The sequence below is a fragment of the Desulfomonilaceae bacterium genome (assembly GCA_041662605.1).
Classification (GTDB): Bacteria; Desulfobacterota; Desulfomonilia; order Desulfomonilales; family Desulfomonilaceae; genus CAJBEZ01.
Map to the genome: position 1 here is coordinate 62,967 of JBAZSD010000013.1, position 18,814 is coordinate 81,780.

Sequence of the window (18,814 nt, forward strand, 5' to 3'; positions counted from 1 at the left end):
CTTAAATTCCTGTTCTAGCGGTTAGTCTATTTGTGAGCAATTGTTGTCCGATAGAAAGAATATTGCTGACCAACCAATAAAGGACCAAACCCGATGGAAAACTCAAAAACATATAAGTGAAAACCACCGGCATCAACAGCATCATTTTTTTCTGCATAGGATCCCCTGCCGACGGAGTCATCCACTGCTGTAGAACCATCGTCCCACCCATTAGAATAGGTGTGACATAGTAAGGATCCGGAGCCGACAGATCCTGGATGCACAGGTAGATGGAAGGAATGCACAGAAAAGCCGCGTGCCGTAGTTCAATAGCGTAAGAAAGGGCTTGATAAAGAGCTATAAAAACGGGAATCTGCAAAAACATCGGCCAACAACTGCCGAGAGGATTCACCTTGTTGTCCCTGAACAACTCCATGGTGGCCTTATTGAGCGCAGACTTGTCGTCCTTATATTTCTCCTTTAGTTTCGCTATGTGAGGCTGCAAATCCTGCATTCTCTTCATAGACTTCATGCTTTTGTGAGTTAGAGGGATAAAAAGAATTTTTATCAGTAACGTCAAAATTATTATGTCAATGCCATAATTCCCCGTACCCGGAACCTTGAAACCCAAAACAGTGAAGCCTGAATTGCAAAATCTCAGGAATTTCATCAGGTACTCGGACATAACATTCAAGATTTGATAGTTGCTGTACACTAAGGCCCTACCAAGATTGGCGCCGGCCGTTTGAAGGGCGTCCGCCTCTTTTGGCCCCAGATAAAGGCCTACCTGCGTCTCAGTGGACTTTCCCCCCGATGGGATATTAATTGAGCCGCATCTAACTAGTATTTCTGCGACTCCTTCTTTGGTCGGTTTTAAAAATGTAACCTTGGCCGCAGGCTGCCGGGGAAAAGTCAAGGCCTTGAAAAAATAAACTTCTCCAAGACCGGCCCATTCCACATGCCCTGAAAGTTCTTCCTCGCCCTTGACGTCCTTGAAATAGTAGTCCTTGAGAGACCCATCAAGTAGAACTTCCACACTATTCCAACTGAATTGTTTCGAATCATCGGAGAAATATTTTCTCAATGGCAGAGTGACGAGATAATCTCTGTCTTCATTGGATTTGTTCTCCAGGACATAGGACAGATCAATTAAATAGTTGTCAGCATGGAATGTGAATTTTTTGGATAGGACGAGGCCACTTGATGAAACCCCTCGGAAGACAACCGATTTTTCCGGGGACGCTTTGTCGAGTTCCACCGATAAGTCTTTCATGTCGGAGGTGTAAACTAGCTTGGCGTCCGAGAAAACTTCGTTCGACCGGGTAAGTCTTATGGTTGGCTCAGATGTGTCCGGTCCCTCTGGTGGGAAAAGATTAACCAACTCTGGACTACCAAGATTGGCTGTGTAATCCTTTAGCTTGAAAGAGATTATTTTGCCGCCAATATTGGTTAGGACGGCTTCATACTTCGGTGTCTCAATCTTTATGAGCGATTCTTTGGCTTGAACGCCAGGAACATTTTGATCCACCGACTCTGCGGTTGACGTCGAGGACAGTTCAGGAGCGGTTTTACCCTGTTCCTTTAAGACCTTTGGTTCCTCAGATGCCTTTTTAGCAGGGGTTTCCGTTTTTTTTGTAAGTTCAACTGTTGAAGGCGCGTTGACGGGAGTAGGTGGCGCAAAAGCATTAAAGAAATATTGAAAACCTACGATTATCAACACCGACAAAACAATGGCCAGCAGTAAATTTCGATCCATTATTGGATATCCCGCCTTAAATGTTCCACGAACGGTACATAGTTACGCACTATCGGTTGAGTCCTCAAGGAACCGGGTCAAAGCCTTTTGGTCCAAATGGCCGACACCGCAGAAACCTTCTTAAAGCCAAGTAGGTTCCTCTCAGCGGCCCATGGGATTCGATGGCCTCCAAAGCATATTCGGAGCATGTGGGGATGAAACGACACGATGAAGGAAATATCGGGGATAAAAAAATTTGATAAGATCTTATGAGTGCAATCAAAAATTTTCGGGTCACTACAAAAAACCTTGCTCTACGGCTCTGTCAAGTTCTTCAAAGATCTTTCGCGTATCTAGATCGGATGACCCCTGAGCCGCAACTATAACCAAGTCCATACAACCAGACAGCTTGTGCCTGTTGTGCCTGAAATATTCCCTCAGTCTTCTTTTCACCCTGTTCCGAGCGCAAGAGTTTCCGACCTTCTTGCTCACAGAAATCCCCAATCTTGGAATACCGAGTGTATTTACGCGCCACCGGATAACAAAATGGGGCGTTCTAATCTTTCGCCCCTTCATCATAATTTCTCGGTAATCCTCAGATCGGCGTATTCGGTCTAATTTGGTGAGCTTAAGATCGCAAGAACTAGACGGTAAGCCTTTTGCGTCCTTTGGCTCGCCTCCTCTGGAGGACAATACGTCCATTCTTTGTGCTCATACGAACTCTGAAACCGTGAGTCCTTTTTCGAGACAGATTGCTAGGTTGAAATGTCCGTTTCACTGTTCAATCACCAACCTTCGATCATTTTTCTAAAAGGCTGATTCAATCAGATGTTGAACACTAAGTCAAGACCCTTTTCCCAACTGTGCGGGTAACGCTCCAGTATAACCTGCGGTGGTGAAATTTCTCTCCGTACAGACAGCCAACTGTAAAAATATTTCCCAGTTGGAGAGATCAACAAAATTCGAACATCTCCCAAACCTCTTTGCGCGGTCCCAACATTTGTTCAATACAATCGACTTATTAGAGTCGAAGCAAAAAAAAAGCCCTCGCGGAGGGCTTGAAAAGGTATGGTTTAGTTTCTTCTTTATGCCTGTATATCAAGCAATTATTGTACCATGTCTCGACTAAATATATTTTTGTGGCCAATTCGGCCTTAACACAAAGTTAATAAAATTAATCTACTAAAACAATATATTATGAATATAATATAATATAATTTATTAAATATCATTGCATTTATCTCTTTCTAGTGATAATTCCAGTCATTAATATACTAGAGGTGCTTAATATGGCGCTACAAATCATATTCTCGATACTACAGGTAGCTTGCATTGTAAGCTTGGTCGTGCTTTGGCGAATGTGGATCAAAAAGAAACTTGCTTCATCTTTTCTCATTGAAGATGAAGATAGACTGCTTTTCCCGTTTCGCTATCTTTCGTGGATCATCGGAGGCGTGGTTCTGGTCACCGCTCTGGCCCAAACCCACTTCCTCTGGGTGTCGATAAAGGAAACCAGGGACAACTCCAAGATTAAGGCTCTCTATACCAAGGTAGAGGAGCAGGGCCATTCGATAGACGAAACAAAAAGAATAGTTGAAAAGCTGGGAAGAGATGTGGAGCTTAATTTCAAGGCTCTAAAGGTGTTTGGGAAAGACCAGTTGACTCAAATGAGAACCAACAAACTCACCAGTGACCTCAGGTTGCGACATAATGAGCCCGTTCCGAAAGAATCGGCTCCGCAAAAAGCAAACACTATTAAATCCGCTTCGCTCCAAAACGCTTTTGCTCAGGAAGCCAAGGCTTCGTCCGCTTCCACGTCAGTCCCGGACTCCCAAAAGAATAATGACCACCCGACGGACTCATCTTCGATGAGATTGACCCGCAAGGCCAAGGCTATCGCGGACAACCTCAGGGTTAGGAAACAGCCCAGCGAAGACGCTCAGATTGTTGATAAACTCATGTCAGGACAAGTTATTAAGGTCACAGAGAAAAAAGTGGCAGGAGACAAAGTCTGGTTCAGGATCATCACGCCCTCCGGCAAAGCCGGTTGGGTTGATTACAGCTACGTAAAGCTGGAGGGCGCAGTTTAGTCCTACAGTAGCAAAGGGTAAATCAGTTTGTATCGGCAGTCGAACCTATAAATGAAAAATCGGCTATCTGGCTGAACAATCTTGAAATCTGACGCAACAGGGCCAGCCTGTTTCGTCTGATACCCGGGTCCTCAGCCATGACCAGGACAGAATCAAAAAAAGTGTCTATTGGGTCTTTGAGTCCTGTCATTGTCTCCAGCGCGGACCAGTAATCTCTTTTTTCAAAAGAACTTGCGCACTTTTCTTCCACCGAACACAGTTTCTCATAAAGACTTATTTCAGATGGCGCTTCGAGGAGTTCAGGCATCAACGCTCCTGGTTCTTGGTCCTTCAAAATATTCACAACCCTTTTGACGCCTGTCAGAATGGAGTCAAAATCTCGCTTCTTCCTCCATTCGGCAAGGGCTTCCAGGCGCCGCCTGGCATCTACTATGTCCTGGAAATCGGCTCTGACCACCGCTTCAACAACATCGAGCCCAAAATCTCCGGCGTGAAAATTTACGAATCTGGCTTTAAAGAAGTCCAGGATTTCCAATACGACATCCCCTCTAGGTCGGGTTCGCTTCGATTCCACAAGGCTGACAGACTGATCAATCAACCATGGTAGATCCATCTTCCATTCATGACCTATCAGAATCTGAATTATCGAAAGAGCGTGTCTTCTCAACGCATAGGGATCCGCGGCCCCCGAAGGTATTAGTCCAACAGAAAAACATCCACAGATGGTGTCCATCCGGTCGGAAATTGACACAATCGCTCCCAGGACTCCTTCAGGTAAATCATCACCGGAGCGCGTCGGCAAGTAATGCTCCCTAATGGCGGTAGCGACCTCATCAGATTCGCCATCGAGTCTCGCGTAATAGCTTCCGATGATTCCTTGAAGTTCAGGAAATTCATAAACAATTCCTGTCTCAAGATCGCATTTGCATAAGAGCGCTGTTCGTTCAACTTGCGATATTTTTTCCGGGGCCCATATCTGGGCCAACTTACGAGCCAGATAAGAGAATCTTTCCACTTTTTCGAACGCGGTCCCAAGTTTGGAGTGAAAGACCACTCCCTTTAGAGAGTCCAGGCGACCCAAAAGAGGCTGTTTTCTATCCTCCCTAAAATAAAACCTTGCGTCCTCCAATCTTGCTTTTAGAACCCGTTGATGACCTCTTCTAGAAACCTCCTCGTCTTTTACCGGTGTATTATTGATAGCGATAAACCTGTTTCTGATTCGACCTTGCGCGTCCTGAAGACAGAAATATCGCTGGTGTTTTTTCATACAGGTAATCAGAATCGAGGCAGGCAGTTCCAGAAACTCTTCGGAAAAAGAACCTTCGATTGGATGAGGGCTCTCAACCAGGAAAGAAACCTCGTCCAGCAGAGCTTCATCCTCGAAAGGTCTCAAACCTTCATTTTGGGCCATCTGTTTTACTTTGTCTCTTATAATACCCAAGCGTTTTTCAAAATCTATCTCTATTCCCTGTTCGGCAAGGCGCTCTCGTAATTGATCGAAAGATGAGACAGAAAACGCTTGGGGGTGAACGAACCTATGGCCAAAACTTTGATTTCCGCTGGAGATATTTCCAAAAGTAAACGGTGTTACCTTTCCATTGAGGATCGCTACAATCCAGTGAACCGGACGAACAAATCTTACTTCCAGATCCATCCAACGCATTGTCTTGGGAAAGTAAACCTTTTCAAAGAGTTCTGGAAGCGCCAGAGACAGAATCTCGCTCGTCGGTTTTCCCTGTTCGGTCTTCCTCACTCCCACAACCGACCCTTTGGGAGTTTGGATTGTTATCAGGTCTTCTACCCCAATGCTCTGGCTCCGCGCAAAACCTTCAGCGGCCTTTGTAGGTTTACCCGAGTCATCATACGCTGAAGACAGCGGTGGACCTGTTTTCTCGTAGATTCGCGAATCGGACGAGTCCGCCAGTTCTGAGATTCTTACGATAAGGCGACGGGGAGTGGCGAAGGTCTCAATCAGCCCATAGGTGATCTTGGAGTTCTCCAGAACACGTGACAATAAATCGGCCAGAGATTTGAGCGCCGGCTTTATGTATCCGGCCGGAATCTCTTCTATTCCTATTTCAAGTAAAAATTCGCCTTTCATCTATCCGCCCTTCATCCCCTAAGAAATTAATCGTTCACGTGCCTCAGTAATGGAAATCCCATGGATTCGCGTTGGGTCAAAAAAGCCTGGGCCGCTTTTTTCGCCAGATTTCGGACTCTATGAATGTAAGATGTTCTCTCCGCCACGCTGATTGCGCCTCGGGCGTCAAGTAGATTGAAAACATGGGAACATTTCAAACAGTAATCGTAACCAGGCAAAGCCAATGGTTCGTCACTGTCGAGCAAAGCCTCAGCTTCAGCTTCATACATTGAAAAGAGCTTGATCAGCATGGCTGAGTCGGACCTCTCAAAGTTATAGAAAGATCCCTCCACTTCCGACCTGTGGTGAACATCCCCATAAGTGATTTTTTCGGTCCATTTAAGATCGTATACGCTTTCCGCTCCTTGCAGAAACATACATATTCGTTCAAGTCCGTAGGTCAGTTCTACGGAGACTGGCTTTAAGTCGAAACCTCCCGCCTGCTGGAAGTACGTAAATTGGGTTATTTCCATACCGTCAAGCCATATCTCCCAGCCCACGCCCCAGGCGCCGAGTGTAGGGGACTCCCAGTCGTCTTCTACAAATCTGATGTCGTGGCATAATGGATCAATTCCTATTGAAGCCAACGATTGTATGTAAAGATCCTGAACTTCAAGAGGGGAAGGCTTGAGAATAACCTGATACTGATAATAACTCTGGAGTCTATTTGGATTTTCTCCATATCTGCCGTCGGTAGGCCGCCTGGATGGTTCTACATAGGCCACATTCCAGGGCTCAGGTCCAAGAACTCTGAGGAAAGTCGCAGGGTTCATAGTACCTGCGCCCTTCTCTACATCGTAGGGTTGCTGTATGACACAACCGTGATCCGCCCAAAACCTTTCCAAAGCGAAAATTAATTCTTGAAACGTGAGCATTGACGGAGCCTTCCTGAACTTGATTGATCCCCGACCCTCTTTGTATGAATAAATGCAGAATCGAGTTATCTGTTCTTCGTAACATTAGAGCTTTTGACAAGTCAAGGTCCGCTCTGACATTTGATTAACGCGAAATATCCGGCTATAATCCGGCGACAAACACTTGGAGATCCCACAGGAAAATATTATATGCGAAGAGCAGGACTAAACGATTTGATTCTCTTTATATTCTCATTCTACGCGCTTGTCTTTCTTTGTGACCCTGCCATGAGTCAAGTGGCCTCACCCGATTACTCGAATATTCATCTGATGCTGGAACAGGGGAAATTCCAGGATGCGCTGAATTTGGTGTCCCGATCGAGCGACGCTGCCTCGGATCCTGTCCTTACATATTACAAGGCGGTTGCCCTTGCCGGACTGGAAAAAAGGTCATCGGCAATAAAGGAATTGACCAAGGCCATATCGCTTGATCCTACCAAAAGTCAGTTCTACCTGAGAAGAGGTTCGATATTTTTGGAAAATGGCAGGCCTTCAGAAGCCATAGCGGATTTCACGGCCGCTCTGGAGTTAGCGCCCACGGCGCCTTCAGCTTTGGGCCGTCGGGCCCGCGCGTTCCTTGCGACTGGACAGACTTCAAAAGCCCTTGAGGACGCTAATAGCGCTATTCGCCTAGCGCCATCAAACGCTGAGTTATACAAATTGAGAGCGGACATATTGTCTACCGTGGGAGATTATGAAAACGCCCTGCAGGATTATAACAAAGCGATAGGGCTCGCGCCGAATTTTGTCACGGCCATAAACAACAGAGCCATCGCTCTTGCAAACCTTAACAGGCCAAAGCAGGCGCTCGAGGATCTTAACTCCTCGATGGACCTATCCATTTCAAGACCTAGTCCTTCCAGTCCCTCTGTTTTTCAAGGGTCACAATGGTAATAAATTTTCAGGTTTGATTTAGTATGGGCAAATTCACTTTGCCCAGAATCAAGATTACTATGACGTATACGTTTTCATTAAGCCGTCGTGTATCATTTCTTGGTCAAAGCGCTACGCCCTCCAAATAGGGCTTCCCAAATTTGGGTTGAGAGGTTTCACTATTGGTCATGTCTGGAAGCGAAGAGATGCGGGTGATAATAGTCGGAGGCGGGATAGCCGGACTCGCCGTGGCCCGGTTACTTTCCCAAAATAACTTGGCGTTCTCCCTAATAGAGAAATCCGACAGGTTGGGCGGCCATGTCAAGGAGTGGGCTTGCATGGCCACAGATGAGTGCAAGAATTGCGAATGCTGCATGGTTTACGACTATGAAGACGCAGTGGCGTCATCCTCGAAAAGTGAAATTCTGACGGCACATGAATTGTTGGAGGTCATTAATTCCGAATACGGGATTCAAGGCGTAAAAGTCCGAAATAGGATATCCGGAGCCGAAAAGGTTATTAATGGGTCGGCAATGGTTATCGCGTGCGGTTTCGAGACGTTTGATCCAGTAGACAAGGGCTTCTGGGGCTACGGCCGGATCGACGGGGTGATTACACTGGCTGATCTCAACAGAGCCCTTCGATCCAACCATCCTGAGAAGTCTTTTCCAAATGAAGAGGCTGAACTGGACTTTGCTTTTTTCCAGTGCGTAGGTTCCCGCGACAAAACCATTGGGGCCGACTACTGTTCGCAGTACTGTTGTGGGGCGGCGATCAGGGCTGCCCTCAAGCTGGCCCACAAGCTCCCCAAAGCCAGGATTACCGTCTTCTACATCGACCTTCAGCTTGCTGGGAAAACAGCTCCTACCCTGTTAGACGAGGCGCTCGAAAAAGGAATACGATTTGTTCAGGGTGTTCCGGGTGAAATTTTGCCTCTCAAAGAAGGCGGATTGCAGATAATCACCGAAATTGACGGAAGAAACATTGTAGAGCGTTTTGATCAGATAGCGCTTTCCGTTGGCCAACGTCCACCTGCTTCAGCAACCATGATTTCGTCCTTGACGAAGGTCCCGTTAAATGAGTTCGGTTTCTTTCAGACTCAGTCGGACTTAGACACGGCCAGAAGCGCAGTGCCAGGAGTCTACCTGGCTGGATGTTGTTCAGGACCGGGGTCTATCTCGGACGTTTCCATAAGCGCAGGCAAAGTCGCCTCTGCCATAATTGCCGATATGAAAAAGGCAAATTGAGGTAATTATGAGTAATCAGAATTTTTTAACGAATGATCATCAAGGACTTGAAATCGCCCAAACAGCGATGGTTGTCGGGAATGGCCTTACAGCTTCTATCGTGGCTTCATCGCTAAACAGGCTAGGTGCGCAAGTAACCCAGGTAATCTTTGGACCAAAAGCGGATAGTCTTTTTTACAACTGTGAGAGTTCCCAGTTTGACGCCTTCCTGAGGATACTTTCTGAGAACACTTTTCAGTCCGGGACTGTATCGGCTTCGGCCCCAGTAGAAATCGCGCCCATTCAAAACGGATTCCTGGTCACTTTTGAAGATGGTTATAAATGCGTTTTCAACTCCATTTTCGTGGCTACAGAGGGGGAGTTCAATTCTCTCCCCAGAACAGCGCCTGACACCGTAACGCGTTTCACCCCCGATTGCTTTGATCGGGTTTCGGGTCGATCCGTGACTGTCGTGCTTGATTATGATGAGATTACAGATCCCTCCATAGGGATGCAGGCTATCAAAACGGCTCTCAACAATAAACTGGCGGGGGGGGAGTCATCAATAATCTTCAGACATGCTCCTGTGAGAGGATTATTTGGTGAAAAATTGTACGGCCAGGCACGATCGGGCGGAGTTAAATTTTTTAGGTTCGGAAACATACTCCCACTAATTGAACCGCTTTCCGATGACAAGGATTCAAACGCCAAGTTCAGGATATCAGTTCAAGATGTTATTGAAACAGGAACTGTCTTTACTCTCGAGAGTGAACAGGTGTTCATGGCCTGTAATCCAATCCCCGTTCAAATACCAGGTTTTTTCAGTTCGTTGCTGATCAGGGAGACTGATCATCTAGGGTTCCTCTTGCAGGACAGCGTTCATTGCTCAAATGGGAAATCCTTTTGTAAGGGCGTCTACTGCGTGGGTCCATCCGTGGGAATGGTGGATCTTATGGAAACTTCCTGGTCCGCTGCGGCTGCGGCTGCCGAGGCGTTGTCATGGCCCTCCCTATCTCTTGAATCACCCTCCGAAGCCAAGGTTTCGGTTTCGGATCAATGTATCAGATGTCTTACCTGTCTCAGGTTGTGCCCCCATTCAGCCATTTCCTTGTCGCCGGAACCTTCCAGATCAAGGGTCAGTATTGCTGACTCAAGATGCCTTGAATGCGGAATATGCGTTGCGGAGTGTCCACGAACGGCCATGGATCTCACTAATTTTCCAGAAGAAGGGTTTTCATGCATGCTTGAAAAACTCAGATTCGCGCCTTCAAGCAAACCCTATGTAGTTTTTGGGTGTTATCGGTCTGCAGGTCGGGCCTTGTCCGAGATCAGCTTACCGCCTAACGTCATATTTTCCCCCGTTTCTTGCGCAGGGCGTCTTTCCGAATCCATCTTGTCGGCGACACTTCTTGCTGGAGCCAGAGGATTACTTATCCTGGGCTGCCATCATGGGAACTGTCGCTCCAATAATGGAACAGATTGGGCAAAGGCCAGAGTTAGCTCAGTCGCGTCAAGACTCAATTCCATATTTGGGAACAACTCCCTGGTTTCTCACAAAACGATGGCGGCCAACGAATCCCAGCGCATGTCAAAGCTAGTCGACGATTTTGTCAGATCATTCGAAAAAGAATGAGCTTTGTTAAAGGCAGAGAGACGGTTTTCGCAAGAAAATGACCAACCATTGGAGAAAATAGATGAACAGCGTCACCATTTCTGACACTACCAACCATGCCAGGCCGGATAGCCCCTCAATGTCTTTTGAGAGCCCTGATTTGTGTTTGACCTGCGGAGAGTGCATATCCAGATGCTTTCTCAGTCAGAGTTATCCCGAAATTAATCCTCGTAAAATAATCAGGAAAACCGTTCTGGGACGAGAACAGGAAATCGTGGATTCAGAATTCATCTGGGCATGCACCCTGTGCGCAAGATGCACCACCGACTGTCCAAAAGATATCCACATGGACACTATAATCAGAAGACTCCGTGGTTTGGCCTGGAGCCAAGGCAAGGCTCCGGCTCGTCTCTGTGAAGGGATTGAGAAGATTAGAGAAATTGGTAACAATACTGGTATCGACGGCGAAGAGTTTCGGGAAACAGCGGAGTGGATTGCTGAGGAATGCGAAGAAGAACTGCAGGAAATTTCTGAAAAAGCCTCAGAGGTCCCATTCGACCTTGAAGGGGCCGAAATCCTGTATATGCCTAACCCTAGGGAATACACCTCCAATCCCACCTTGTTTCAGGCTTATCTGAAATTTTTCGCTCATGTTGAGGCTGACTGGACTTTGTCATCCAAGGTGTTTGACATAACTAACTGGCCCTATTACTTGGGCGACCAGGAAGACGCTGTCGCCTTGATCAGGGCCATGGTTGACGAGACTCGAAGACTGGGAGCGAAAATCCTCCTCTCCACAGAATGTGGCCACGGATTCAAGATACTCAGAAAGGACGCAGAAAACTGGCTGGGGGAAAAGATCGATTTCGAGGTACTGTCGATTGTTGAACTCGCCCACAGGTATTTCAAACAAGGAAAGCTCAAATTGAAACAGGGAGCAATCGATACAGCCGTCACCTATCATGATCCATGCAATGTGGGAAGAAAGGTTGGGGTTTATGATGAACCCAGAGAACTCCTGAGATATATCTGTTCAAATTTTGTGGAAATGTGGCCTAACCGGAAATATTCGATCTGCTGCGGTGGCGGAGGCAGCGTCAGTCAAAATTCTGACATGGGGAAGAAACGCTTGGAACACGCTGTCTTGAAAAGAGACCAAATTCTAAGAACCGGGGCGCAAATTCTCACTACATCTTGCCAAAACTGTCTCACACAACTTGGTGACTTGCAGGCCCGTTATGAAATGCCTGTTCAGATTAAATCCGTCATTGAACTGGTTGTGGAGGCTATGGAACCACTAGACTCCTAGTCCTCGTTAGATCAATCATTAACTGTTCTTTGTAACATCTTTGGACGCCATGGGCATGCTAGTCGTGACGTTCGTCGGTTCCAGTGGATTCACCATGAAGAATCTGTTTCAAATTATTGTTCAAAATAAAAACACAGCAACCAAAAGCTAATAAGTTACATTATAGTTTAGCTGTAATATATTAAAATAATGCTGTGTTTTATATATAAATTACTTGACTTTGTGGCTGGTTTGGGTTAGGCATCATAAGCATAGTTTGAAAATTCGCTTTTGCGAAGTTTCAAACCCCAGGGGAAAAAATGGTGCGGCCCGGGGAGAACTAAAGCCCATTCTCGAATTAAAAAGATTTTTCATAATTAACGGTTTTAGACACTCCGGTTCATCACCGGCTGGAGGTACGCTTATGGTAGCAAGGGGCAGAAATCGAATTCCTTGTTTTGTAACTTTGGTCCTAATCATGTTGTTAGGCTTGTCTAGTTTGGCGTTGGCCTGGGAGCGGACGGCCTATCGCTATCCTGTAAAGGTGAATGTTTCAGACGCGAACTCACAGAGTCCCAGTTTCGGTTCGACCCGCTCTTTTCCTAGAATAGGCGAATCAAGTTGGGATGTCGCCGCAGGGCAAGCGCGGGCTGAGATACTTTGCCCCAAGCGCGGTTACAGCTTCGAAGTCGGCATTCGGCCTTTCTTTAGTTCATTAACTGGAGCATCCAAACCAATGAGCCGAGGTGGAGAAGGGTCGTTTCTGAGCTTCCGCGGACATTTACGGCTTCCCGACGAAAAGACGCTATGGGAGTTCTATTCCAAGCTGCGACTCTGGGACAAGGTGGCGCTTCGACTCGAATACGCTCCCTGGACATGGGCTGGTCCCGGTCATATTCCCATTGACGCCAATTTCGCAGGAATGGCTCTAAAGAGCGGGGACGCTATTCAGTCCGACCTTGGTATCACGACATTCACAGTCGGTGGCGATTATGACGTGTCGTTCGGAAGAGATCTCGTATTTGGGCCAAACGCCGATCTAAATATCATCAAATGGACGCAAAAGGTTACCAAGGAGCAGGGAGCCTCAACGGATTTTTCTCAAACGATCCTGCAACCTGCTATAGGCGCCCACGTCCGTTATGAACCCACGAATACCGGTTATTTCTCATGGTTCAAACCCTATCTGGAAGCGAGATTCACCTGGATGAGTTTTGATGGCCTCGGTCTTTCAACCTGGGACATGTTCGCCGGCATAGCGCCTCCCATAAGTAGAAATGTCGACGCTGGTTTCAAGGTTGGTTATAAGCAATGGAAACTTGATGGAAATCGTGGAAGACTGTTTACCGATGTAAATGTAGAAGGCCCTTACATGGACTTTGCCCTCCAGTTTTGAAATTCGCATAGCCCCAAAAGCTATTAACCTCCACCAAAAAAACAGGGTTTACAACCCTGTTTTTTTACTTGTTGAATCAATACTCTAAAAATATTGTCATAGTTGTTGTAAAATGAAGACGCGTCTTAAGAAATTCCGCCGCTGCTCTCAGGTGAAAATCATGCCGACAAGACATACGTGGAAATTTTGGCTCTCAGCGACACTGATCACTTGCCTGGTTCTTTTTGTTTCTGGGGCTGTTTGCCTAGCGGGACCCGTTTCACTGAACAGCGGAGCGTCAACTGACGGTCTTAGATATACTTTGCCACCACAAATTGAGAAGAACGGACTCCAGTTTGCCTCTCAGGACGTTCCCATCAGACGACCGGACGTTCGCAAGAGAATACTCAGAGAAATCAATTACCTGCTTTTGGACAGAAGATCTCGCGTTTTCCACTGGCTTTCCAGGGCGGATTCTCTAAAAACCACGATCGGACCGATCTTAAAAAGCTACAATGTTCCCCCGGAATTTCTTTATCTTGCCGCTATTGAAAGCAACTACAACGGCCGGGCGTTGTCGTCGGCCGGCGCTTTCGGTTACTGGCAGTTCATCAAGTCAACTGCGTTGTGTGGGCCGAGAGGATGCCCCGACTACGATTGGAAGCGAGAAATCAACGCATGGAAAGATGAGCGAGCTGATCTGGTAAAGTCCACACACTCAGCGGCGCGTTATCTAGCATGGCTTAACAGGGTGAAAAGAGTCAGCCTAAACGGCCATGACGACAGAAACGGATTTAATGACTGGTTCCTGACTGCCGCTTCCTACAACGCCGGCCCCACACGCGTCGTGCAAAGGCTCAACGCCTATGGAGTAACAAGCTACTGGGACGACCCCCTTCCGATTGAGACAGAGAAATATGTCCCACGATGGATAGCTTTAGGAGTTATAAGCAGATACCGGGACTTTTACGGCGTCAAGATCAAACCCTTAGGCTCCTCTCCATTTGACACAGTGGAGCAGATCAAGCTGGTCAAGGATCTCAGCTTTGCAGATGTGGCAAAGATGCTGAATACGACGCCCCGAAATATATGGTTTCTGAACTCTCAAGTTCCTGTTGAAAAATCAATATTTCCGGCGAAGCATTCGGGTGTGGTTATAAAACATACCATTCATTTGCCCAAAGGAACCCAAAAGAAGTTTCTGGCGCAGTTGGAAATTCGCGGTTTCAAGAAAAAATAGATCCATAGTCATCGATCAACGTTTGGTGTGGACAATCAACACCTTGGCCAGAGACGGCCGGGCGTTCTTCAGCGTAGCCTCCGCATCCGGAGCCAGGTATACCCCCTGCCCTTCCTTTATGCGCGCCTCGTCCTCTGCAGTCGTCAATATCAGTGATCCACACAGGACAAAAGCAAAACGATCGGTATTTGCGCCCGGGACACTTGTCGGACCAGCATTGGGGAGGAATTCCATCATTTTCGCGTCGAGTCTGTTTAGTGTAACTCCGGAAGTCAAATTGTATTCCATGATTTCATTTCGACTTTTTCCCAGCGGCCTCAGTTCATCCGGATCACATATCAGAACCTTTCTGTAGAATATCTCATCCAGAAATTCGCTGATTTTTACGTCAAAAGCGTCCGCTATTCGCGCCAATGTTTGAAGTGTGGGAGAAGTCTTATTCAACTCTAAAGAACTCAGATTTGACGCTGCTATGCCGGTGATTTCGCTCAATCTGGTCAGCGAGAGCCCTTTGCGTTTTCGATACGATCTGATTTTTGCCCCTGCGTCTATTTCGGACTGATTCATGTCGCAGTTGTCATCCTTCAAAGAGTATTGAGGGCAAATCCCTGATGTGTGAAACAGGAACAAACGAAGCGATTCCCGGCATAGTACACAGATCCAGATTCCTTTTGGGACCTACAATTCTGGTATATCCCAATCTCACCGCTTCGTTGATACGAGAAGCCGCTCTTGCAACCGGCCTGACTTCCCCTGAGAGGCCAATTTCTCCGAAAACCATGGACGAAAAGGGAATGACCTGCTCCAAAAATGAAGATATTACCGCAGCTACAACGCCGAGATCCACGGAAGGTTCAGTAGCCCTGACTCCGCCGACAGCGTTGAGGAAAATATCCTGGTCGTTAAGCATGAGACCAAGCTTTTTTTCGATCACCGCCACCATGAGGGCAAGGCGTTGGGGATCCGTTCCGAGGCAGGTCCTTCTTCCTGATCCCAATGTAGGCCCTGAAACCAGAGCCTGAATTTCCGCCAGTATCGGCCTTGAGCCCTCTACCAAAGATGTGACGACCGATCCTGAAGCCCCCTCGGGACGTTCGGACAGGAAGAATTCCGACGGATTGACTACCTGACTCAATCCGGCGTCTGTCATCTCGAACACCCCAATTTCACTGACTGACCCAAACCGGTTTTTTACTGCTCTTAGAATACGGTATGGATGACCTCTGTCACCCTCGAAATACAATACCGTGTCAACCATATGTTCGAGAACTTTGGGGCCCGCCAAAACCCCGTCCTTAGTTACATGCCCCACGAGAAAACAAGCCGCATGGCCCTTCTTAACTGTTTCAATGGACATGGAGGCGACATGACGAACCTGGTTAATACTCCCCGGATGTGAGTCAACTCCTTGGGCCGACACTGACTGAGCTGAATCCAGGACAACTACGGACGCTCCGGTTGTCTTTATCAGCTCCAGTATCCGTTCAAGCCGGTTCTCCGCTACAACGAGAAATGAAGGGGAATGAATTCCAAGTCTGTCGGCCCTGATCTTGATCTGTTCCAAAGATTCTTCTCCGGACACGTAAAGGACCGTCTCTCCCCGGGTCGACATTGCGCCCAAAGCCTGCATCAGCAGTGTGCTCTTCCCGATTCCAGGATCGCCACCAACCAGAATTACGCTCCTGTATACCAGCCCCCCACCCAGCGCTCTATCCAATTCATCAATTCCTGTTGAAAGTCGAGGACTCCTGTCATCTGAAATATCGAGTATCGAAATGGGCCCGGAGTCGTTTTCTTCCATTCGCACCCTTGATTTGGGGGGGATCTGAGAAATTTTCTCCTCAACTGAATTCCATTGTCCACATTGTGGACAACGCCCCATCCATTTCACTGTTCTTGCGCCACATTCCCGGCATACAAACGCTATTTCCGTTTTCATTCATTGTCCTGAGAAACATCAGTCACAGATCGTCAAGCTGACAAAAAAACCTAAAATAAGTGTTGATCCTTTGTCCGTCTGATCAATCGGAGCAAATTCTGATTGAAAAGTTGTCATTTTCTTCAGGAAGCCTGACAACTACAATTATTGATTGTAAGCTAGGCTTTCAAGAGGTCAACATGACTACTTCCAGATATAGATCACTATCGTCATGGTTAAAAGAGCTTTTCTCCGAACCGGTCCGAAAGATTTCCCTTGACGCGGGTCTCGGTTGTCCAAACAGAGATGGAACAATCGGCAACGGTGGATGCATATACTGCAACTCGAGAGGATCTGGAACAGACGCTCTCGACCGTGGTTTGTCCGTTCAGGAGCAAGTCGATCAGGGAATCGAGTTTTTGTCCCGACGTTACAAGGTGAACAAATTTATAGCCTATTTTCAATCTTTCACTAACACATATGGAGATCCTGAGCTACTTCAAAGGATTTATAGCTCTGCTCTACTCCGTAAAGAGGTTGTCGGACTGGCGATTGGAACCAGACCTGATTGCGTTCAGGAAAGCGTTCTAGAACTGCTGGCCAATTTGAGCAGAGAAAGACTCGTTTGGCTTGAGCTTGGCCTGCAATCATCTCATGAGAAAACTCTTAAGCTAATCAGAAGGGGGCATGGTCCGGAGGTCTTCTTCGAAACGGCGAACCGCGCTCTGAAGGCAGGTCTCATAGTGGTCGCTCACACAATTTTGGGATTACCCGGTGAATCCACAGAAGACATGACACTAACGGCCAGAATGATCGCTGCTTCTGGAATCCAGGGCATAAAGATCCACCCGTTATATGTAGTCGCTGGTACCCCCTTAGAAGACATGTTCAGAGCTGGGAAATTTTTGCCCATGACGATGGAACAGGCTGTTGACGCTACTTTGGCGGTCCTGGAAGTCCTGCCGAAGCAGATGGTCATCCACAGACTGACTTCCGACCCCCACGCGGATGAACTTGTAGCGCCTGCCTGGATGCTCGATAGAATCAGGGTAAGGACTTATCTAAACTCCGAGATGGAAAGTAGGAACGTATTCCAGGGCTCCAAAGCGCAGTCTGCCTGGAGGATTTGGTGAGGCAGCGTCGAGACATTGGTATGAATAGACGCAATACCTATTCTAGAACGAATATAACCTCAGCCCTAATACGGTATTCCTGAATCTCTCCCGCTTCACACATGACTGTCATATCGACAATTTTCATGCCGGTTATGTTTCTTAAAGTCTTGTTTGCGCGCTCAAAAGCCAGCTTAACCGCTTCATCAAAGCTGGTAGGAGAACCCGCAATTACCTCCGTGACTCGAGCAACTCGTCCTGGCATAATATCCTCCTGACTAGCTTGCCTCACCAGATAACAGAGTACGGAATCGATTGACAAATTGTCAACAAGACAAGTTGATCAAACACACTTTATTGCACATAAAACATAGTAGGGTCTTACGGCGCAGGAATAAATCATCCAAGATGTTGTGATATATTTTTCGTTCTATGACCTGGCGCTACCGTTTGGGGCGCGTCTGGCCTTTGCCTGGTCCTTTAGGAACGTTACTTGAGGATCTTGGTCTTGTTTCAGATTTAGAGCGCGATTCGCGTCTTGGTTGTGGCTCGTTTTCAATCAGTTCCATCAACTTCCTTCGTTCATCCGCCGTCACTAGTCTCCATGCCCCCGTTTCCAGACTCCCCAAGGTTAGAGGACCAAAACTTATTCTTCTCAGTTTTCTCACAGGATAATTGATACGAAAGAATATTCTCTTGATCTCATTCTTTTTTCCCTCGTAGAGGACGACCTTGAGCCATGATGTGGTTTCCTGGCTTCGTAAGAATGTGACGCTGATCTCACCTACGCGCACGCCGTCATCGAGCCGCATGCCTCTTTTTATCATTGCCATGGACTTTGCGTCAGGTATGCCCCTAACTTTCACAAGATACGTCCTCGGGATTTTTCTTGAAGGGTGCGTAAGAGCCTGCGCCAGTTGTCCATCATTGGTAAGGATCATGAGTCCTTCAGCGTCAAAGTCGAGCCTGCCGACAGGAAACACGGGATCCTTGATATTACGTGTGACATCACCCAGGCAAGGCCTCTCCTCAGGATCTTTCATAGTGGAAACGACATTACGCGGCTTATTAAAAACATAGATAAGTTGGGTAGAATCGATCCTTTTGAGTAGCTTGCCGTCGACCTTGATGTAGTCTGCCCCGGAATCGACCAGAAAGGCAGGATCTTGAATCACTTGTCCATTAACAGTGACTCGTCCTTCCCGTATAGCCTGCTCGGAAAATCTCCGAGATCCGGCTCCCGAGTTACGAATTCTAAGTTGAAGTTTTTCTTTTGTCATGGTTTGTTCCAGCAATTTGAATCAATTTCGTG

At 47.2% G+C, this 18,814-nt stretch carries 18 protein-coding genes; 8 read left to right on the forward strand and 10 right to left on the reverse strand.

The window, feature by feature from the left end; translation table 11 throughout:
• Position 1: 1 nt before the first annotated feature.
• From yidC to rpmH, 4 genes are all read right to left on the reverse strand, one after another.
• Complete coding sequence (yidC, locus tag WC647_11670) at positions 2-1,735, reverse strand: membrane protein insertase YidC (protein ID MFA6222960.1); 1,734 nt, start codon at positions 1,733-1,735, stop codon at positions 2-4.
• Between the two features lie 64 nt (positions 1,736-1,799).
• Positions 1,800-2,012, reverse strand: a complete 213-nt coding sequence (gene yidD, locus WC647_11675) for a membrane protein insertion efficiency factor YidD (protein ID MFA6222961.1) — start codon at positions 2,010-2,012, stop codon at positions 1,800-1,802.
• On the reverse strand, positions 2,012-2,416 hold the full coding sequence (rnpA, locus tag WC647_11680) for a ribonuclease P protein component (GenBank protein MFA6222962.1): 405 nt from the start codon (positions 2,414-2,416) through the stop codon (positions 2,012-2,014). Before rnpA ends, yidD begins: the two co-directional genes overlap by 1 nt.
• The gene (gene rpmH / locus WC647_11685) at positions 2,358-2,492 is read right to left on the reverse strand and encodes a 50S ribosomal protein L34 (protein MFA6222963.1); all 135 of its coding nucleotides are present in this window, start codon (positions 2,490-2,492) and stop codon (positions 2,358-2,360) included. The genes rnpA and rpmH overlap by 59 nt, the downstream gene beginning before the upstream one ends.
• Before the next feature lie 511 nt (positions 2,493-3,003).
• Between rpmH and WC647_11690 the strand changes: the two genes are divergently transcribed.
• Positions 3,004-3,804 (forward strand): SH3 domain-containing protein, encoded by an 801-nt coding sequence (locus tag WC647_11690; protein MFA6222964.1) that lies wholly within the window; start codon positions 3,004-3,006, stop codon positions 3,802-3,804.
• A gap of 22 nt (positions 3,805-3,826) precedes the next feature.
• Here WC647_11690 and glyS read toward each other — a convergent pair whose 3' ends face one another.
• Both glyS and WC647_11700 read right to left on the reverse strand, forming a co-directional pair.
• Positions 3,827-5,905, reverse strand: a complete 2,079-nt coding sequence (glyS, locus tag WC647_11695) for a glycine--tRNA ligase subunit beta (GenBank protein ID MFA6222965.1) — start codon at positions 5,903-5,905, stop codon at positions 3,827-3,829.
• A gap of 26 nt (positions 5,906-5,931) precedes the next feature.
• Positions 5,932-6,819 (reverse strand): glycine--tRNA ligase subunit alpha, encoded by an 888-nt coding sequence (locus WC647_11700; GenBank protein ID MFA6222966.1) that lies wholly within the window; start codon positions 6,817-6,819, stop codon positions 5,932-5,934.
• A 189-nt stretch (positions 6,820-7,008) separates the two neighbouring features.
• On the opposite strand from WC647_11700, the gene WC647_11705 reads away from it, so the two are divergent.
• From WC647_11705 to WC647_11730, 6 genes are all read left to right on the forward strand, one after another.
• Entirely contained in the window at positions 7,009-7,752 is a 744-nt protein-coding gene (locus WC647_11705) for a tetratricopeptide repeat protein (GenBank protein ID MFA6222967.1), read from the forward strand.
• A gap of 167 nt (positions 7,753-7,919) precedes the next feature.
• Positions 7,920-8,978, forward strand: a complete 1,059-nt coding sequence (locus WC647_11710) for an FAD-dependent oxidoreductase (protein MFA6222968.1) — start codon at positions 7,920-7,922, stop codon at positions 8,976-8,978.
• Positions 8,979-8,985: 7 nt separating this feature from the next.
• Positions 8,986-10,590 carry a hydrogenase iron-sulfur subunit gene (locus WC647_11715; GenBank protein MFA6222969.1) on the forward strand — a complete coding sequence of 535 codons (1,605 nt, stop codon included), beginning with the start codon at positions 8,986-8,988 and terminating at the stop codon, positions 10,588-10,590.
• 61 nt (positions 10,591-10,651) lie between these two features.
• Positions 10,652-11,878, forward strand: a complete 1,227-nt coding sequence (locus WC647_11720; GenBank protein ID MFA6222970.1) for a (Fe-S)-binding protein — start codon at positions 10,652-10,654, stop codon at positions 11,876-11,878.
• 403 nt (positions 11,879-12,281) lie between these two features.
• Positions 12,282-13,253 carry a hypothetical protein gene (locus WC647_11725; protein ID MFA6222971.1) on the forward strand — a complete coding sequence of 324 codons (972 nt, stop codon included), beginning with the start codon at positions 12,282-12,284 and terminating at the stop codon, positions 13,251-13,253.
• Between the two features lie 160 nt (positions 13,254-13,413).
• A complete protein-coding gene (locus tag WC647_11730; GenBank protein MFA6222972.1) occupies positions 13,414-14,472 on the forward strand; it encodes a lytic transglycosylase domain-containing protein in 1,059 nt (352 codons plus the stop codon).
• 15 nt (positions 14,473-14,487) lie between these two features.
• Here WC647_11730 and WC647_11735 read toward each other — a convergent pair whose 3' ends face one another.
• Complete coding sequence (locus WC647_11735; protein ID MFA6222973.1) at positions 14,488-15,039, reverse strand: helix-turn-helix domain-containing protein; 552 nt, start codon at positions 15,037-15,039, stop codon at positions 14,488-14,490.
• 10 nt (positions 15,040-15,049) lie between these two features.
• Positions 15,050-16,411 carry a DNA repair protein RadA gene (gene radA / locus WC647_11740; protein ID MFA6222974.1) on the reverse strand — a complete coding sequence of 454 codons (1,362 nt, stop codon included), beginning with the start codon at positions 16,409-16,411 and terminating at the stop codon, positions 15,050-15,052.
• Positions 16,412-16,590: 179 nt separating this feature from the next.
• On the opposite strand from radA, the gene WC647_11745 reads away from it, so the two are divergent.
• A complete protein-coding gene (locus WC647_11745) occupies positions 16,591-17,523 on the forward strand; it encodes a TIGR01212 family radical SAM protein (protein ID MFA6222975.1) in 933 nt (310 codons plus the stop codon).
• A 37-nt stretch (positions 17,524-17,560) separates the two neighbouring features.
• Here the strand turns inward: WC647_11745 and WC647_11750 are convergent, their stop codons facing one another.
• Both WC647_11750 and WC647_11755 read right to left on the reverse strand, forming a co-directional pair.
• Positions 17,561-17,767, reverse strand: a complete 207-nt coding sequence (locus WC647_11750) for a dodecin family protein (protein ID MFA6222976.1) — start codon at positions 17,765-17,767, stop codon at positions 17,561-17,563.
• Between the two features lie 178 nt (positions 17,768-17,945).
• Positions 17,946-18,782 carry a pseudouridine synthase gene (locus WC647_11755; GenBank protein MFA6222977.1) on the reverse strand — a complete coding sequence of 279 codons (837 nt, stop codon included), beginning with the start codon at positions 18,780-18,782 and terminating at the stop codon, positions 17,946-17,948.
• Positions 18,783-18,814: the final 32 nt, after the last annotated feature.

What these genes read in the sequence shown, in the direction of transcription:
- WC647_11755 (MFA6222977.1), bottom strand. Translation starts at nt 18,782, where the DNA reads ATGACAAAAGAAAAACTTCAACTTAGAATTCGTAACTCGGGAGCCGGA.
- WC647_11705 (MFA6222967.1), top strand. Translation starts at nt 7,009, where the DNA reads ATGCGAAGAGCAGGACTAAACGATTTGATTCTCTTTATATTCTCATTC.
- WC647_11710 (MFA6222968.1), top strand. Translation starts at nt 7,920, where the DNA reads ATGTCTGGAAGCGAAGAGATGCGGGTGATAATAGTCGGAGGCGGGATA.
- WC647_11690 (MFA6222964.1), top strand. Translation starts at nt 3,004, where the DNA reads ATGGCGCTACAAATCATATTCTCGATACTACAGGTAGCTTGCATTGTA.
- rnpA (MFA6222962.1), bottom strand. Translation starts at nt 2,416, where the DNA reads ATGGACGTATTGTCCTCCAGAGGAGGCGAGCCAAAGGACGCAAAAGGC.
- WC647_11735 (MFA6222973.1), bottom strand. Translation starts at nt 15,039, where the DNA reads ATGAATCAGTCCGAAATAGACGCAGGGGCAAAAATCAGATCGTATCGA.
- WC647_11730 (MFA6222972.1), top strand. Translation starts at nt 13,414, where the DNA reads ATGCCGACAAGACATACGTGGAAATTTTGGCTCTCAGCGACACTGATC.
- WC647_11725 (MFA6222971.1), top strand. Translation starts at nt 12,282, where the DNA reads ATGGTAGCAAGGGGCAGAAATCGAATTCCTTGTTTTGTAACTTTGGTC.
- yidC (MFA6222960.1), bottom strand. Translation starts at nt 1,735, where the DNA reads ATGGATCGAAATTTACTGCTGGCCATTGTTTTGTCGGTGTTGATAATC.
- glyS (MFA6222965.1), bottom strand. Translation starts at nt 5,905, where the DNA reads ATGAAAGGCGAATTTTTACTTGAAATAGGAATAGAAGAGATTCCGGCC.
- radA (MFA6222974.1), bottom strand. Translation starts at nt 16,411, where the DNA reads ATGAAAACGGAAATAGCGTTTGTATGCCGGGAATGTGGCGCAAGAACA.
- WC647_11745 (MFA6222975.1), top strand. Translation starts at nt 16,591, where the DNA reads ATGACTACTTCCAGATATAGATCACTATCGTCATGGTTAAAAGAGCTT.
- WC647_11715 (MFA6222969.1), top strand. Translation starts at nt 8,986, where the DNA reads ATGAGTAATCAGAATTTTTTAACGAATGATCATCAAGGACTTGAAATC.
- WC647_11720 (MFA6222970.1), top strand. Translation starts at nt 10,652, where the DNA reads ATGAACAGCGTCACCATTTCTGACACTACCAACCATGCCAGGCCGGAT.
- WC647_11700 (MFA6222966.1), bottom strand. Translation starts at nt 6,819, where the DNA reads ATGCTCACGTTTCAAGAATTAATTTTCGCTTTGGAAAGGTTTTGGGCG.
- WC647_11750 (MFA6222976.1), bottom strand. Translation starts at nt 17,767, where the DNA reads ATGCCAGGACGAGTTGCTCGAGTCACGGAGGTAATTGCGGGTTCTCCT.